12 protein-coding genes are annotated in these 17,044 nt (G+C 74.9%); 7 read left to right on the top strand and 5 right to left on the bottom strand.

Annotated elements, in window-relative coordinates; genetic code table 11:
* Positions 1–2: 2 nt before the first annotated feature.
* The 5 genes from ACI78S_RS08490 to ACI78S_RS08470 form a co-directional block, all read right to left on the bottom strand.
* Complete coding sequence (locus tag ACI78S_RS08490) at positions 3–554, bottom strand: antibiotic biosynthesis monooxygenase (protein WP_456972147.1); 552 nt, start codon at positions 552–554, stop codon at positions 3–5.
* A 1-nt stretch (position 555) separates the two neighbouring features.
* Complete coding sequence (locus ACI78S_RS08485; RefSeq protein WP_456972145.1) at positions 556–1,725, bottom strand: glycoside hydrolase family 1 protein; 1,170 nt, start codon at positions 1,723–1,725, stop codon at positions 556–558.
* Complete coding sequence (locus ACI78S_RS08480) at positions 1,722–3,185, bottom strand: family 43 glycosylhydrolase (protein ID WP_456972143.1); 1,464 nt, start codon at positions 3,183–3,185, stop codon at positions 1,722–1,724. Before ACI78S_RS08480 ends, ACI78S_RS08485 begins: the two co-directional genes overlap by 4 nt.
* Positions 3,182–4,147 carry an alpha/beta hydrolase gene (locus ACI78S_RS08475; RefSeq protein ID WP_456972141.1) on the bottom strand — a complete coding sequence of 322 codons (966 nt, stop codon included), beginning with the start codon at positions 4,145–4,147 and terminating at the stop codon, positions 3,182–3,184. The genes ACI78S_RS08480 and ACI78S_RS08475 overlap by 4 nt, the downstream gene beginning before the upstream one ends.
* A 219-nt stretch (positions 4,148–4,366) precedes the next feature.
* Positions 4,367–5,182, bottom strand: a complete 816-nt coding sequence (locus tag ACI78S_RS08470; RefSeq protein ID WP_456972139.1) for an IclR family transcriptional regulator — start codon at positions 5,180–5,182, stop codon at positions 4,367–4,369.
* 187 nt (positions 5,183–5,369) lie between these two features.
* Between ACI78S_RS08470 and ACI78S_RS08465 the strand changes: the two genes are divergently transcribed.
* The 7 genes from ACI78S_RS08465 (at position 5,370) to ACI78S_RS08435 (ending at position 17,038) form a co-directional block, all read left to right on the top strand.
* The gene (locus ACI78S_RS08465) at positions 5,370–6,923 is read left to right on the top strand and encodes an ABC transporter substrate-binding protein (RefSeq protein WP_456972137.1); all 1,554 of its coding nucleotides are present in this window, start codon (positions 5,370–5,372) and stop codon (positions 6,921–6,923) included.
* An 88-nt stretch (positions 6,924–7,011) separates the two neighbouring features.
* Positions 7,012–7,953 (top strand): ABC transporter permease, encoded by a 942-nt coding sequence (locus ACI78S_RS08460; protein ID WP_456972135.1) that lies wholly within the window; start codon positions 7,012–7,014, stop codon positions 7,951–7,953.
* Positions 7,950–9,968 (top strand): dipeptide/oligopeptide/nickel ABC transporter permease/ATP-binding protein, encoded by a 2,019-nt coding sequence (locus ACI78S_RS08455; RefSeq protein WP_456972133.1) that lies wholly within the window; start codon positions 7,950–7,952, stop codon positions 9,966–9,968. The genes ACI78S_RS08460 and ACI78S_RS08455 overlap by 4 nt, the downstream gene beginning before the upstream one ends.
* The gene (locus ACI78S_RS08450; protein ID WP_456972131.1) at positions 9,965–10,984 is read left to right on the top strand and encodes an oligopeptide/dipeptide ABC transporter ATP-binding protein; all 1,020 of its coding nucleotides are present in this window, start codon (positions 9,965–9,967) and stop codon (positions 10,982–10,984) included. Before ACI78S_RS08455 ends, ACI78S_RS08450 begins: the two co-directional genes overlap by 4 nt.
* Complete coding sequence (locus ACI78S_RS08445) at positions 10,981–13,473, top strand: beta-glucosidase (protein ID WP_456972129.1); 2,493 nt, start codon at positions 10,981–10,983, stop codon at positions 13,471–13,473. Before ACI78S_RS08450 ends, ACI78S_RS08445 begins: the two co-directional genes overlap by 4 nt.
* Positions 13,470–16,124 carry a family 78 glycoside hydrolase catalytic domain gene (locus tag ACI78S_RS08440; RefSeq protein WP_456972127.1) on the top strand — a complete coding sequence of 885 codons (2,655 nt, stop codon included), beginning with the start codon at positions 13,470–13,472 and terminating at the stop codon, positions 16,122–16,124. Before ACI78S_RS08445 ends, ACI78S_RS08440 begins: the two co-directional genes overlap by 4 nt.
* Complete coding sequence (locus ACI78S_RS08435) at positions 16,121–17,038, top strand: alpha/beta hydrolase fold domain-containing protein (RefSeq protein WP_456972125.1); 918 nt, start codon at positions 16,121–16,123, stop codon at positions 17,036–17,038. The genes ACI78S_RS08440 and ACI78S_RS08435 overlap by 4 nt, the downstream gene beginning before the upstream one ends.
* The last annotated feature ends 6 nt before the right edge of the window (positions 17,039–17,044 follow it).

Below are 17,044 nucleotides of genomic sequence, written 5' to 3'. Positions count from 1 at the left end.
TCCTAGGCCGACCGCCCCCGGTAGAGCCAGGGGCGCAGCAGCCGGGACAGGCGCGGCATGACCACCCAGGTCATCAGCGCCACCAGCGGGACGATCACCGCCGCGGTGCGGAGGAGCAGCGGCCAGTCGCCGACCAGGGGCCGCAGCGCGGTGGACAGCAGGAACTGCAGCACGAGGATGACGGTCGCGGTCATGACGAACGTCTTCCACCGCGGCGGCGGCGCCGGGGCGGAGGCCGGCGGCTCGAACCAGGCCTCCATGCCGTCGAGCCGGCGTTCGGCGACGGTCTCCATGAACTCCGCCCCCCGCTCCAGCAGCCGGGTGCGGATCGTCGAGCCCTCCCAGCCGGCCAGCCGCTCGGCCGAGTCGAACCGGTAGACGACGTGCCACACCGAGCCGCCGGCGATCGGCTGCAGGACGCCGGAGCCGAGGTAGCCCGGGAACCGCCGCGCGGCCGCGAGCAGCTCGTCCACCCAGCGGTGGAACTCCTGCTCGCGGCCGGGCGCGACCTCGCGGGCGACGACGACGGTGATGCCGTCGGTGGCCACGGTCATCTCACAGACCGTTGCGCCGGGCCACCTCGCCGAGCCAGGCCAGGCTCGGCTTCGGCGTCCGGGCGAAGGTCTCCCGGTCGACGGCGACCAGGCCGAAGGTGGGCCCGTAGCCGAGCATCCACTCGAAGTTGTCCAGCAGGCTCCAGTGCACGTAGCCGCGCACGTCGACGCCGTCGGCGATCGCCGCGGCCAGGCCGGTCAGCGCGTCGCGGGTGAATCGGATGCGGTCCTCGTCGTCGGCGGTGGCGATGCCGTTCTCGGTGACCAGGATCGGTGTCCCGCCCAGCACCTCGGCGCCCCGGCGGACGGCCGCGCCGAGGGCCTCCGGCCGGCGCTCCATGCCGTGGGCCAGCGTCTGCAGCTCCGGCGGCGGCGCGACCAGCCCGTCGGGGCCGAACCGCGCGCAGGTGTAGACCTGCAGCCCGACCCAGTCGTCGCCGCGCGAGACCTCGAGGAACTGGTCCTCGAAGGCCGCCCGCTCCGCGCGCATCAGCTCCTCGCCGCCGTCCTCGGCGATGTTCTCCCGGCCGACGAGCGTCCACCCGGTCCGCAGCCCGGCGCCGCGCAGGGGCTCGACCATCCGGCCGTGCAGGCCGATCAGCGCGTCGGCGACCTCCTGGTCGGGGCGGGGGAGGCCCTTGATGGGCTGGCCGCTGCGGGCCATGCGCGCCATCACCGGCTGCACCGACATGAGGTTGGGCTCGTTGAGCGTGGCCACGTACCCGGCGTCGGCCAGCGCGGGGGCGACGAACTCGGTGTAGCGGGCGATCCGGTCGCCGGATTTCGGGCCGGTCCAGCCGCCGTCGTGCAGCAGCCAGCGCGGCTGGGTGAAGTGGACCAGCGTGACGATCGGGGTCAGGCCCCGGTCGCGGCAGCCGTCGACGATGCGCCGGTAGTGGTCGAGCGCGGCGCGGGAGAACTCGCCCTCCTCGGGCTCGATGCGGCTCCACTCGAGGCTGAACCGGTAGGTCCCCAGCCCGGCGCCGGCGACCAGGTCGAGGTCCTCGGGCCAGCGGTGCCAGGAGTCGCAGGCGTCGCCGCTCGGCTCGACGAAGGGGGAGTGCGGCGCGTGCTCGAGCTCCCAGTGGTCGTTGTTGACGTTGCCGCCCTCGACCTGGTGGGCGGCGGTGGCCGCGCCCCAGAGGAAGCCGTCGGGGAAGGTGGCGCTCATGCGGTGATCTCCTCGGTGTCGCTGCCGCGGTAGCGGAAGTCGGCGAAGGTCATCGTGCCGTCGGTGGCGAACATCCCCACCACCCGGCCCGTGAAGGACTTGCTGACCTCGAAGGTCCAGTAGCGGCCGTCGAGCTCGGCGAGGACGACGTCCCCGGCCAGCAGCCGGATCCGGTCGGCGCCGACCGCGCCGGCCGAGAAGTCCGACGGCGGCGGGGTCATCTCCAGGCGCAGCTCGACCGGGCCCGCCGGGACCGTCGCCCGCCAGGTCTGGTGGACACCCGCGAGCCGGGCGTGCGCGGTGACCGTGCCGTCGGGGCCGGCCTCGATCGCGAACCAGTGGTCCTCGGCGTAGCGGGACGCCAGGCCGCCGGTGCCCCGCGAGGCGTCGACGGTCGTGGACACCGTCGCCCGCAGGTGGCGCTGGCGGCGGCCGAGGAACCGCGGGCGCGGGTCGTCGAGCGTCGTCCCGTCGGCCGGAACGGCCAGGCCCCGCTCGGTCGGCGTGCCGACCTCGGCCGGGGTGCGGCGCACGGCCAGCCAGCCGGGGTCGTCCAGCGCGGCGGGGTCGGCGAGGTCGAACGACTCCTCGACCCCCGGCCCCGGGGCGAGCTCGGGCAGCCGCGCGGTGGGCCAGCCGTCGACCCACTCGACCGGCGTCAGGAAGGTCTCGCGGCCCAGCGGCGAGTACGCCTGCGCCAGCCCGACCGGTCGGACGCCGAGGTGGACCACCGCCGTCCCGCCGTCGGGGGTGTCGACGAGGTCTGCGTGGCCGGTGTTCTGCACCGGCGAGCCGGTGCCGGCGGCGGTGAGCACCGGGTTGCCCGGGCAGCTCTCCCACGGGCCCCGCGGCGAGGGGCCGCGGGCGACGGTGACGGCGTGGCCGCGGTCGGTGCCGCCCTCGGCCACCAGCAGGTACCAGTGCTCGCCGCGGCGGTGGAGGTGCGGGCCCTCGGGGGAGTAGAGGCCGCTGCCGGCCCACAGCGCCCGCGGCTCCTCCAGCGCCTCGCCGGTGGCCAGGTCGACCGTCACCTGCCGGATGGCGTGCGGGTGCCTGGCGTAGGTGACGTGGGCGGTGCCGTCGTCGTCCCAGGCGAGGTCGGGGTCGATGCCGTCGACCGCCGGGATCGGCGTGCCGTCGCTCCACGGCCCGGCCGGGTCGGTGGCGGTGAAGACGACGCAGCCGCGCCCGCCGAGCATCACCGTGACGATCACGAAGAAGACGCCGTCGCGGTACCGGATCGTCGGCGCCCACACGCCGCCCGGCGTCGGCACGCGCTCCAGCTCCACCTGCTCGGGGCGGGTGGCGACGTTGCCGATGTGCTCCCAGGTCACCAGGTCGGTGCTGCGGTACACGGGCAGGCCGGGCAGGTACTCGAACGTCGACGTCACCAGGTAGTAGGTGCCGTCGACCAGCACGACGCTGGGGTCCGGGTTGAAGCCGGGGAGCAGCGGGTTCACGCGGCGACCGGCACGCGGCCGCCGGCGACGACCTCGGCCATGAGGTCGAGCGCCCGCCCGACCGGCTCGAGGTCTGGGCGGGTGTTGAGGAAGCCGTGCAGCATGCCGACCGCGGTGACCTGCCGGACGTCGACGCCCGCCAGCGCGCACCGGGCGACGAACGCCTCGCCGGAGGCGCGCAGGTCGTCGTACTCGGCGTTGATCACCAGGGTGGGGCAGAGGCCCTCCAGCACGGCGTGCGCCCCGAAGGCGTAGCCGTCGGCCTTCGACAGCGGCCCGCCGAGGTAGTTCTCGTTGAACCACTTCGTCTGCGGCGGGAAGAAGCGCAGCACATCGGGGACCGCGGCCATCTTCGCGGCCAGCGACGCCGACGCCGGCGGGACGACGGCGTGCGCGACCGGGTAGATCGGCAGCAGGGCGGTGGGGGTCTCGCCCTCGTCCCGCAGCTTCAGCGCGGCGCCGATGGCCAGGTTGCCGCCGGCGGAGGCGCCGCCGATCGAGATGCGCCCCGCGTCGACGCCGAGCTCGGCGGCGTGGTCACGCACCCACCGGAAGGCGGCGACGACGTCGTCGTGGGGGACCGGGTAGTGCACGCCCCCGGCGCAGAGCCGGTAGTCGACGCTGACGACCACGGCGCCCGCGCGCTCGGCGATCTGCCGGGCGGTCCAGTCGGCCTCGGGCATGTCCAGGTCGCCGCCGACGAAGGCGCCGCCGTGCATCCAGACCAGCGCGGGGCGGTCGGGGCCGGGCTCGGCGGGCTCGTAGACCCGCACCGGCACGGGCCCGTGCGGGCCCGGGGCCGTGGTGTCCCGCGTCGCCACCTGCGGCGGCTCCGGCGCACCGGTGATCGCCATGAACTCGTCGAGCAGCGCCCGCTGCGCGGGGTCGGCCATCGCCGCCTCGAACGAGGTGATGCCCTCGAGCAGGTGCAGCTTGGCGGCGATCATGGGGTGGATCGGCACTGGTTCCCTCCCGGACACGAGTGCGGCCCGCGGCGGGGCCGGATGTGGCGCCCGCCACGGGCGCGGTCGCCCGAGCTTGGCCCGCGGCCGGGCCCCGATCCCAGCGCCGTGTCATTCAGCGGAACGCCCCCGGGGCTTTGGTTACCGAAAGCCCCACGCCCGCCGGGCTTTCGGTACCGAACGCCCCACGGCGCGCCGGGCTTTCGGTACCGAAAGCCCCTACGGCGCTGCGGTGAGGCCGATCGAGCGGCGGGCGCCGAGGCCGCGGGAGATGGAGCGGGCCGCCGTCCGGACGGCCGGGCCGAGCAGCCGCGGCTCGGCGTTCTCCTGCGGCACCACGACCGACAGCGCGGCGACGACCTTGTCCTCGGCGCCGAACACCGGCGCGGCCACGCTCACCAGCGGCTGCGGCGCGCGCCGGCGCAGCGTGGCCAGCCCCTCCCGCCGGACCTCGGCGAGGGTCCGGCGCAGCGCGGCCGGGGACACCGGCACGTTCTCGGGCTGGTGCACCAGCGGCTGGGCGAGCAGCTGCTCCTGGAACGCCGACTCGGCGTAGGCGAGCAGCACCAGCCCGACGCCGGTCGAGTGCAGCGGCAGCCGGCCGCCGACCCGGTAGAGCACCGCCATGGCGCCGTGCGCGGAGAGCCGCTCGACCAGCAGCGCGTCGTCCCCCTCGCGGACGGCGAGCAGCACGTGCTGGCGGGTGACCTCCTCGAGGTCGCCCATGAACGGCAGCGCCACCTGCTTGAGGCCCTGGCCCCGCGGGGCCAGCGAGGCGACCTCCCACAGCCGCAGCCCGATGGTGAACCGGCCGTCGCCGCCGCGCTCCAGGGCGCCCCAGGCCTGCAGCCGGCCCGCCAGCCGCAGCGTCGAGCTGGTGGGGATCCCGCTGCGCCGGGCCAGCTCGCCGAGCGTCAGCGACCGGTGCCCGGCGTCGAACGCGGCGAGCAGGGACAGAGCGCGGTCGATGACCGGGTCGCCCTGCGGCGGGCGGCGGCCGCGCACCCGGCCGGTCTCGGCAGGGCCGTCGGTCACAGGACCGTCACCCGTTCGTCACCGGTGAGGCGGGGACCACAGTTGTTTTCCATTGAGCGGCATTGTGCCTGACGCCGATGTGACGCCCACCGCATCGTTGGCGGCCAAGCCGGGCGGGACAGCCACGGCCCGGCCAGGACGGCCCGCACATGACCCCTCCGTTGTCAGGCGAAGGAGCCAGAGCAGCATGAATCGATTCACCTTCCGGACCGGCGCGGCGCTGGTCACGGCCGCGGCCGTGACGTCGCTCGCCGCGTGCAGCGGCGGGGGCGGTGGCGGTGGCGGCAGCCAGAGCGCCGAGGACACCCTCACCATCGCGGTCGACGCGGACGCCGCGCCCACCGGCTACGACCCGCTGCTCTACTCGCAGGGCCAGTTCACGTTCTACAGCGCCCTCTACGACGCGCTGTTCGTCACGCAGCCCGACGGCACCGTCGAGGGCAGCCTGGTCGAGGAGTTCTCGAACAACCCCGAGAACACCCAGACCACGCTGACCCTGCGCGAGGGCGTCACCTTCGCCGACGGCTCGGCGCTCGACGCCGAACTCGTCAAGGCCAACCTCGACCGCCGCAGCGACCCCGATCTCGAGGCGTACGGCTCGATCGCCCCCGGCCAGGCCGCCGAGATCACCGACGTCACCGTGCAGGACCCGCGGACCGTCGTCATCACCTGGGCCCAGCCGCAGGCGACGCCGGAGAACAACCTGGTCGACACCGCCGGCGTCATCGTCGGCCCCGAGGGCATCGCCGACCCGGCCTCCCTGGAGACCGCGCCCGACGGCTCCGGCGCCTACACCCTCGACGAGGGCGCGACCACGCAGGCGAGCACTTACACCCTCGTCAGGAACGACGAGGCGTGGAACGCCGACGAGTGGAACTACGACACCATCGTCTTCGACGTCATCACCGACCCGCAGGCCCTGGCCAACGCGGTGGTGTCCGGCCAGGCCGACGTCGCCGGCATCCTCGACCCGTCCACCATCGACCTGGTGCAGTCGCGGCAGGAGACCGTCGCCCAGGGCGGCACGATCGTCGGCTTCCCGGTGACCGACAAGACCGGCGCCACCAACCCGGCGTTCGCCAGCGAGCAGGCCCGGCTGGCGATCATGCACGCCATCGACCGCGAGACGCTGGTCGACGACCTGCACGAGGGCTCTCGGCCGACCTCGCAGCTGTTCCCCGAGGGCGCGGCCGGTTTCGACGCGGGGCTCGACGAGGAGTTCGGCTACGACCCCGACCGGGCGAAGCAGCTGCTGGCCGAGGCCGGCTACCCCGACGGCTTCGAGTTCGACGTGACCGTGCTCGGCCAGCCGGACGAGGACCAGGTCGCCATCCAGAGCCAGCTCGCCGAGGTCGGCATCACGATGAACTTCGTGACCGCCACCTCGACCGACCAGGTCTTCGCCGCGGTGCAGACCGACCCGGTGCTGTGGGGCCCGTTCGCCGTCGGCGCGCAGCCGGCCGGCTTCATCGCCGGCGTGGTGTACGGCGGCTTCATGAACACCCAGGGCGCGACGGAGCCGGAGATCCAGGGGGCGCTCGGCGCGGCCCTCGGTGCCACGGGCGACGCTCAGGAGCAGGCGCTCACCGACCTGAACCGGGCCATCACCGCCAACGCCTGGTACCTCCCTGTGTACGAGGACTTCACCTACTACGGCTACAACGCGGAGAAGCTGGCCGAGCCGGCGTTCGCCGGGGCCAACAACTACCTGGTCCTCTCCGCCATCCAGCCGGCGAGCTGACGTCCTGACCGGCCGGTGGCCGCGGTCGTCTGCTGACCCGCGGCCACCGGCCCACCGCCACCCACCCCCTGCGAACGAGGGATCCGAGATGCTCGCCTACGTCGCGAAGCGGCTGGCCCTGGCGGTCGGCACGGTGCTCGCCGCCGCGCTGATCACCTTCCTGCTGGTGCACGCCGGCGACAGCACCCCCGGCGCGGTCCGGCTCGGACCCGGCGCCACCGCCGCCGAGATCGCCGCGGAGAACGAGGCGCTGGGCTGGAACCGGCCGCTGTACGCGCAGTTCTTCGACTACCTCGGCCAGCTCGTGCGCTTCGACTTCGGGACGTCGCTGATCAACGGCCGCTCGATCGGGGACGACCTCGCCGACCGCCTGCCGGTCACGGCGTTCATCGCGCTGTTCGCCACGCTCGCCTCCGGAGTGCTCGGGGTGCTGCTCGGCGTCACCGCCGCCGTCCGCGGCGGGCGGCTGGGCAAGTTCATCACCACCGGCGCCGGTGTCGCCCTCTCGCTGCCGGCCTTCTGGGTCGGCGTCCTGTTCGTCTACCTGCTGTCGATCCAGCTCGAGCTGCTGCCGGCCACGGGGTACGTGCCGTTCTCGGCCGACCCGGCCGCCTGGTTCGACAGCCTCCTGCTGCCCGTGCTGACGCTCACCGTCGGCGGCGCGGCGATCATCGCCCGCACCGCCGCCGTCGGCATGCGCGAGGCACTCGGTCAGGAGCACATCCGCACGCTGCGGGCCATGGGGACGCCGGAGTGGCGGATCCGCTACGTGCACGCGCTGCGCTTCGCCAGCGTGCCGGTGGTCTCGACGCTGGGCATCCAGTTCATCGCGCTGTTCGGCGGCTCGGTGATCATCGAGAACCTGTTCGCGCTGCCGGGCCTGGGCCAGGCCAGCCAGCAGGCCGCGCTGTCCAGCGACTTCCCGGCCCTGGTCGGCGTCGTCGTCATCGCCACCGTGGTGGTCGTCGTCATCAACCTGCTGCTGGACCTCGTGGTCGCGGCGCTGGACCCGAAGGTGCGTGCATCGTGAGCGTCCTGCCCCTGGATGCGGCCGACGAGGTCGCCACCGAGCCGGTTCCCCCGGCCCGCCGCCGGCGGGGCCTGCCCGGCTTCCTCCGCCGTCCCGGCGGCATCTTCGGCGCCACCTGGCTGACCGTCGTCATCGTCGCCTCGCTGACCGCGCCGCTGTGGCGGCCCTACGACGTGACCGAGCAGGACACCGCGAACCGGCTGGCGCTGCCGTCGGCCGAGCACTGGCTGGGCACCGACCCGCTGGGCCGCGACCTGCTCTCGCGCATCTTCACCGCCGGCGCGCTGCCGCTGCTGTCCTCGGCGCTCATGCTCGTGGTCGCCTTCGGCATCGGCGTGCCGCTGGCGCTGATCGCCGCCGAGCGCGGCCGGCGCACCGAGCGGGCGATCAGCCGGGTCACCGAGGTCTTCCTCGCCCTGCCCTCGACGATCCTGCTGCTGGCGGTCATCGGCGCGATCGGCAACAAGCTCTACCCGGTCATGGCGATCCTCGGCGTCCTGATCTCCGCGGCCGTCTACCGGGTGCTGCTGGGTGTCGCGCAGTCGGTGCGCCAGCGGCTCTACGTCGACGCCGCCCGGGTCAACGGGCTGGGGTCGCTGCGGGTCAACCTGCTGCACGTGCTGCCCTCGATGGCGACCGTGGTCGCGGTGCAGGCGGCGCAGCTGTTCGGCATCGGCCTGCTCATCGTCGCCGGCCTGGCGTTCCTCGGCTTCGGTCCCGGCGAGCCCGAGCCCTCGTGGGGCTTCATGATCCAGGACGCCTCCGGCCACCTGTTCGACGCGCCGTGGCTGCTGGTGCCCACCGGCCTGGTGCTGGCCCTGACCGTCGTCGCCGCCAACGAGCTCGCCGACGCCATCGCCGGCAAGGCCTCGGTCGAGAAGCTCCGCGTCCGGCGGAAGAAGCCGGCGGTGACGCCGGTGCCCCTCGACGCCGCCCCCGCCGACCCGGACGCCGTCCTCGAGGTGCGCGACCTGTCGATCGCGGTGGACGACGGCCCCCAGCTGGTCAGCGACGTGTCGTTCTCGCTGCGGCGGGGGAAGGTGCTCGGCCTGGTCGGGGAGTCCGGCTGCGGCAAGACGATGACCGCCCGCTCGCTGATGGGCCTGCTGCCCGACGGCGTCTCCGTCTCCGGCGGCTCGATCCTGTGGCAGGGCCGCCAGCTGGTCGGCACCGGCGACAAGGAGCTCGACGCCATCCGCGGCCGGGAGATCGCGATGATCTCCCAGGAGCCGATGGTGGCGCTGGACCCGATGTTCTCCATCGCCTACCAGCTCACCGGCCCGATCCGCCGGTTCCGCGGCGTCGGCCGCGGGGAGGCCCGGCAGATCGCCGCCGAGCTGCTGCAGCAGGTGGGCATCGTCGACGCCGAGCGGGTGCTGCGCAGCTACCCGCACCAGCTGTCGGGCGGCATGGCGCAGCGGGTGTGCATCGCGCTGGCGCTGACCGGGCAGCCGGAGCTGCTCATCGCCGACGAGCCCACCACCGCCCTCGACGTGACGGTGCAGGCGGAGATCCTGTCGCTGCTGCGGGCGCTGGTGCGCGACACCGGCCTGTCGGTCGTCATCGTGTCCCACGACCTGGGTGTGGTCGCCGACATCTGCGACGACGTCGCCGTCATGTACGCCGGCACGGTCGTGGAGTCCGGCACCGCCGCCCGCGTGCTCGACGAGCCGGCGCACCCCTACACGATGGCGCTGCTGGGGGCGGACCCGCACGTGCCCGGGGGGGAGCCGGTGCCCGAGCGGCTGGCCTCCATCCCCGGCACCGTCCCGCCGCCCGGCTCGTGGCCGACCGGCTGCCGGTTCGCCTCCCGCTGCCAGTTCGCCGCCGAGAAGTGCACCGCGCCGTTCCCGGTGCTGCCCGCGCACGGCACCGGGTCGGTGCTGTGCATCCGGGTGGAGGAGCTGTCGCGCGCCGCCGTCACCTGGGAGGCCGAGCACGCCGGCGACGAGATCGTGCCCGGCGCCGAGCGCCTGCCCGACGAGTCCGCCCCGACCGCAGGAGTGTCCGCATGACCGCCGCCGCGCCCACCGCCGTCGTCCCGCCGGTCACCACGCCCGCGCTGGAGATCCGCGACCTCGTCGTCCGCTACGGCTCCGGCCGCAAGGCGAAGAAGGCCACCCCGGCCGTGGACGGCGTCAGCTTCGACATCATGCCCGGCGAGACCGTCGGCCTGGTCGGCGAGAGCGGCTCGGGCAAGTCGACGATCGGCAAGGCCGTGCTCGGCCTGCACCCGCCGGCCGCCGGCACCGTGAAGCTGCACGGCCGCGACATCACCTCGATGTCGCTCAAGGAGCGCAGCCGGGTCGTGGCCGACCTGCGGGTGGTGTTCCAGGACCCGTACTCCTCGCTCAACCCGGCCCGCACCATCGGCCAGACGCTGGTCGAGCCGCTGCGGCTGATGGGCGTCAAGGGCGAGCCCGCGCTGGCCAGGGCCCGCGCCGGCCTCGAGTCGGTCGGCCTGCCCGGTGACGCGGTCGACCGCTACCCCTCGCAGTTCTCCGGCGGCCAGCGGCAGCGCATCGCCATCGCCCGGGCGCTGGTCTGCGACCCCCAGGTCGTCGTCCTCGACGAGCCGGTCTCGGCGCTGGACCTCTCCACCCAGGCGCAGGTGCTCAACCTGCTGGCCGACCTGCGAGACCAGCACGGCCTGGCGTTCCTGTTCATCGCCCACGACCTCGGCGTCGTCCGGTTCCTCGCCCAGCGGGCGGTGGTGCTCTACCGCGGGCAGGTGATGGAGACCGGCCCGGTCGAGCCGGTCACCCAGGCCCCGCGGCACCCGTACACCGTGGCGCTGACCGCGGCCGCCCCGGTGCCGCGGCCGGCCGAGCAGGCCGCCCGCCGCGCCGCCCGCGAGGCCGCCGGCTTCGGCACCGCCGGCGCCGCGCAGCCGTCGTCGGTCGGGTGCCCGTTCGTGCCGCGCTGCCCGCTGGCCACCGACGTCTGCGCCGAGCAGCGCCCGCCCCTGCGGCTGGTCGACGCCAGCCTCACCGCCTGCCACCACGCCGAGCGCTTGACCGCCGCCCGGTGAGCGGGGAAACCGAGGTCCTCTCCCTCGTCGGGGAGCTGGACCTGGAGACCAAGGTGCGGCTGCTGTCCGGGGCGGGGGTGTGGACGACGCAGCCGGTGCCCGGGATCGGGCTGCGCGCGATGACCGTCTCCGACGGTCCCATCGGCGTCCGCGGCGGCACCGACACCGAGCTGGACCCGTCGGCCGCGCTGCCCTCGAGCTCGGCGATGGCGGCGTCCTGGGACGAGGACCTGCTGGGCCGCATCGGCACGCTGCTGGCCGCCGAGGCGGTGCGCAAGGGCGTCGACGTCGTCCTCGGCCCGACGATCAACCTGCACCGCTCGCCGCTGGGCGGCCGGCACTTCGAGTGCTTCAGCGAGGACCCGCTGCTGTCCGGCCGGCTGGCCACCGCCTACGTGCGCGGCCTGCAGGACCGGGGCATCGGCGCCTGCCCGAAGCACTACGTCGCCAACGACGCCGAGACCGACCGCATGAGCGTCGACAACCGCCTCGACGAGCGCACCCTGCGCGAGCTGTACCTGGCCCCGTTCGAGGCGGTGGTCACCGACGCCGACCCGTGGCTGGTGATGGCGGCCTACAACGGGGTCAACGGCGCCCCGATGACCCAGAACGACCTGCTCGCCGAGCCGCTCAAGGGGGAGTGGGGCTTCTCCGGCGTCGTCGTCTCCGACTGGGACGCGCTGTACTCCGGCGAGCCGGCCGCCCGCGCCGCGCTGGACCTGGCCATGCCGGGGCCCGACGAGAAGTGGGGCGCGGCGCTGGTCGAGGCGGTGCGGGCCGGCCGGGTCGCCGAGGCCGACGTCGACGCCAAGGTGCGCCGGCTGCTCCTCCTCGCGGCGCGCACCGGCGCGCTCGAGGGGTTCGAGGCCGACAAGGCACCAGCCGGCCGGGTCGAGGACGCCTCCCCGCTGGCCCGGGAGGCCGCCGCGGCCGGCACCGTCCTGCTGCGCAACGACGGCGTGCTGCCGCTGCGCGCCGGGGAGCTGCGCCGGGTGGCGGTGCTGGGGCCCGGCGCGCGCGACGCCCGCGCGCTCGGCGGCGGCTCGGCCACCGTCCCGCTGGCCTACCTGGTCACCCCGGTCGCCGGTCTCACCGCGGCGCTCGACGGTCGCGCCGAGGTGGTCAGCGCGGTCGGTGCGGCGCTGTCCGACGCGCTGCGCCCCGCCCGCGCCGACGAGCTGGCCGGCGAGGACGGGACCACCGCCGTCACCGTCCGGTGGCTCGACGAGCACGGCGCTCCGCTGGCGGAGCAGACCGCCGGGACGGCGATGATCGTGCGGATCGCGCAGGAGGTCCCCGCCGGGGCGGTCGCGTTCGAGATGAGCACGCGGTTCACCCCGGACGAGGACGGCGACTGGCGCGTGGGTGCCACCGGCTTCGGCGAGTGCACGGTGACCGTCGACGGCACCGAGGTGGCCCACGGGGCGGTCGACCGGGTGCCGGCCGACTTCGGCGAGATCTTCCAGCGCAGCCCGCAGCACGTCGCGGTGGTGCCGCTGGCCGCGGGCCAGTCGGCCGACGTCCGGATCCGCTTCCGCTGGCAGCCCGAGGCGTTCATCTTCCGGGCCGGGCTCGTCGTGGGCCTGCCGCTGCGCCCCGCCGACGAGGAGCTGGCGCACGCCGTCGAGCTCGCCCGCACCAGCGACGTCGCCGTGGTCGTCGTCGGCACCAGCGAGGACGTCGAGAGCGAGGGCTTCGACCGCACGTCGCTGGCGCTGCCCGGCCGGCAGGACGAGCTCGTCCGCGCCGTGGCCGCGGTCAACCCGCGCACCGTGGTGGTGGTCAACGCCGGCGCGCCGGTGGAGCTGCCGTGGCGCGACGAGGTCGCCGCCGTCCTCGTCTCGTGGTTCCCGGGCATGGAGTTCGGCAGCGCCCTGGCCGACGTCCTGCTGGGCGCCGTCGAGCCCGGGGGCCGGCTGCCCACCACCTGGCCGACGGCGCTGGACACCGCCCCGGTCACCGCCACGACGCCGACCGAGGGGCGCCTGGAGTACACCGAGGGTCTGCACATCGGGCACCGCGCCTACCTGCGCGACGGCGTCGAGCCCGCCTACTGGTTCGGCCACGGCCTCGGCTACACCACCTGGGAGTGGGAGGGGCTTTCGGTACAGGAAGCTCCGGAGGGCAGCGGGCTTTCGGTACAGAAGGCCCGGGAGGGCGGCGGGCTTTCGGTACAGGAAGCCCGCGACGTGGGGCTGGGTGTCTCGGTGCGGCTGCGCAACACCGGTTCCCGGGCCGGCAAGCAGGTCGTGCAGGTCTACGCGTCGCGGCCCGACTCGGAACTCGACCGGCCGGCCCGCTGGCTGGCAGGCTTCGCCGTCGTGCGTGCCGAGCCGGGCGAGGTCGTCGACGTCGCCGTGACCGTCCACCCCCGCTCCCTGCGCCACTGGGACCACGGCTGGGCCGTCGAGCCCGGCCCGCTGGTGCTGTCCAGCGGGCCGTCGGCCGGGGAGCAGCACGTCTCGGCGACCGTGACGGTGACCGCGTGAGCGCCGCGCCGTCCGGCCTGCGGGTCGAGCACCTCGACGAGGCCCTGGGCATCCGCACCACGGCGCCGCGGCTGTCGTGGCGGCTGCCCGCCGGCGCCCGCGAGCAGCTGGCGTACCGCATCACCACCGACACCGGCTGGGACTCCGGCTGGGTGGAGAGCGACCAGAACCTGCTGGCGCCCTACGCCGGCCCGCCGCTGGCGTCGTCGCAGCGGGTCGAGTGGCGGGTGCAGGTGCTCACCGACCTGGGGGAGAGCGCTCCCTCCGACGCCTGCTGGTTCGAGACCGGGCTGCTGTGGGCCGAGGACTGGCGCGCCTCCTGGGTCGAGCCCGGCGCGATGCCGGAGGGGCAGAAGGGCCACCGCCCGGCCGCGCTGCTGCGGTTCGAGTTCGACGTCGACCGCCCGGTGGTCGCCGCCCGGATGCACGCCACCGCGCAGGGGCTCTACGAGGCGTTCCTCAACGGCGTCCGGGCCGGGGACGCCGAGCTGACGCCCGGCTACACGCAGTACGACGAGCGGCTCCAGGTGCAGACGGTCGACGTGACCGCGTCGGTGCGCGCGGGCCGCAACGCGCTCGGCGTCGTCCTCGCCGACGGCTGGTTCCGGGGGCAGGTGGGCCTGACCCGCGCCGCCGACCAGTGGGGCACCCGCCTCGCGCTGCTCGCGCAGCTGCACCTGGTGCACGAGGACGGCGAGGTCACCGTCGTCGGCACCGGTCCCGGCTGGCGCAGCGGGCTCGGGCACGTCGTCGCCGCCGACCTGATCGAGGGCGAGCGGTGGGACCTGACGCGGCTGCCCCGCGGCTGGGACGCCGCCGGCTTCGACGACGGCGGCTGGGACGACGTCGCCGTCGTCGAGCACGGGTACGCCGGGCTGGTCGACTCGCCGGCCCCGCCGGTGCGCCGGGTCGAGGAGCTGACCCCGGCCTCGGTGACGAGGCTGCCGGGCGGCGCGCACGTCGTCGACCTCGGGCAGAACATCAACGGCTGGCTGCGGCTGACGGACCTCGGCCCGGCCGGCACCGAGCTCACCCTGACCCACGGCGAGTGGCTCGACCCCGACGGCGACGTGACGGTCGCCAACCTCGAGCCGGACATGACGTTCCTGCCGCACCCGCTGCCCGCCGGCCAGGTCGACTCGGTCGTCTCCGCCGGCGTCCCCGGCGACGTGTTCGAGCCCCGCCGGACCACCCACGGCTTCCGCTACGCGCGCATCGAGGGCCACCCCGGCGAGCTCACCGCCGACGACGTCCGCGGGATCGTGGTGCACACCGACCTGCGCCGCACCGGCTGGTTCTCCTCCAGCGACGAGCGGCTCGACCGGTTCCACGAGGCCGCCGTGTGGAGCTTCCGCGGCAACGCCTGCGACATCCCCACCGACTGCCCGCACCGCGAGCGGCACGGCTGGACCGGCGACTGGCAGCTGTTCGTGCCCACCGCGGCGTTCCTGTACGACGTCGCCGGCTTCTCCACCAAGTGGCTGCGCGACGTCGCCGCCGACCAGTGGCCCGACGGCACGATCGCCAACGTCAGCCCCAGCCCCAGGCACGAGGGCCGCGAGGGACCGATCGCCCACCTCAACGGCTCCTCCGGCTGGGGCGACGCGGCGGTCATCGTGCCGTGGGAGGTCCACCGCGCCTACGGCGACGTCCAGCTGCTCGAGGAGATGTGGCCGACGATGGTCGGCTGGCTCGGCCGCGCCGAGCGCACGGCCCGCGAGCAGCGGCACCCGTCCCGCGTCGCCCGGTCGGCCGAGCCGGCGCCGCACGAGCAGTACCTGTGGGACACCGGCTTCCACTGGGGCGAGTGGCTGGAGCCGGGGGAGAAGCTGGGCACGTCGTCGGAGGAGTTCCGCACCGGCGACAAGGGGCACGTCGCGACGGCGTACCTCGCGCACAGCGCGCGGCTGGTGGCGCGGATCGCCGCGCTGCTCGGCAGGGACGACGACGCCGTCCGCTACGCCACGCTCGCCGACCGGGCCCGGGACGCCTGGCAGGCCGAGTACCTGGACGCCGACGGCCGGCTGACCCCCGACACGCAGGCCACCCACGTGCGTGTCCTGGCGTTCGACCTCGTGCCCGAGGAGCTGCGCCCGGTCGTGGCCGAGCGGCTGGTGGAGCTGGTCCGCAAGGCCGACACCCACCTGGGCACCGGCTTCCTCGCCACGCCGTACCTGCTGCCCGTGCTCGCCGACACCGGCCACCTCGACGTCGCCTACGAGCTGCTGCTGCAGGACACCGAGCCGGGCTGGCTGGTGATGGTCGACCGCGGCGCCACCACGGTGTGGGAGCTGTGGAACGGGGTGGACGCCGACGGCGTGCCGCATGACTCGCTCAACCACTACTCCAAGGGCGCGGTCGTCTCGTTCCTGCACCGGTACACCGCCGGCATCGAGCTGCTCGAGCCCGCCTACCGCCGCTTCCGCGTGCGGCCCCGGCCGGGCGGCGGGCTCACCCGTGCCGAGGCGGCGCACGAGTCGCCGTACGGCCGCATCGAGTCGGCGTGGACCCTGGAGGGCGACCGCTTCGCGCTGCACGTCGTCGTCCCCCCGGGCACCGAGGCCGAGGTGGTCCTGCCCGACGGCACCACCGACACCGCCGGACCCGGCGAGCACACGTACACGAGCACCCTGGAGGCGAGCCCGCGATGACGGCCGAGACGACCACCGAGTGGGCCGGGCCCGCCCGGTTCCTGCCGCCGCACGAGCCGACCCGCCGCGACGACGGCGCGCTGCACTACGGCGGGCTGACCTACGCCGTCGCCTTCGGCTACCGGCCGCTGCAGCTGGACCTGTGGGTGCCGGCCGGCGAGGGCCCGGCGCCGCTGGTGGTGTGGGTGCACGGCGGCGGGTTCATGTTCGGCGACCGGCGGATCCTGCCCGAGACGTTCCGGCCGGACCAGGTCTTCGACGCGCTGCTCGACGCCGGTCTCGCCGTCGCCACGATCGACTACCGGCACGCGCTGGAGGCGCCGTTCCCCGCGCAGCTGCACGACGCCAAGGCCGCCGTCCGCTACCTGCGGGCCTTCGCCGACGAGCTGGGCGTCTCCACCGAGCGCATCGGCGCGATGGGGGAGTCGGCCGGCGGGCACATCGTCGCCGCGCTCGGCCTGACCGCGCACCGCGCCGACCTGGAGGGCACGCACGGCGTCGTGGGCCCGTCGTCGGCGGTGGACGTCGTCGTCGACTGGTACGGCGTCTCCGACCTGTCGACCATGCCGCGCCGCACCCCGCCGCCGCACATCGCCGAGAAGCTGCCGCCCGAGCTCCTGGTCGCGCCGGAGGACCAGCTCACCCGCGGGCTGGAGGGCGCGGCGCTGGCCGATGCCAGCCCGATCACCCACGTCACCGCGGACGCGCCGCCGTTCCTCCTCGTGCACGGCACCGCCGACTGGCTGGTGCCCTACGCGCAGAGCGAGGCGCTGCACGCCGCCCTGACCGCCGCCGGCGTCGAGGCCCGCCTCGTGCCGGTCGAGGGTGCGCAGCACATCTTCGACGGCCACGACGACGTCGACGCGCTGGTCCGCCTGTCCGTCGAGTACCTGAAGGGGGCCCTGACGTCATGACCACCG

Source organism: Geodermatophilus sp. SYSU D00815, from assembly GCF_054050035.1.
This window is presented reverse-complemented; position numbering and strand designations above follow the sequence as displayed.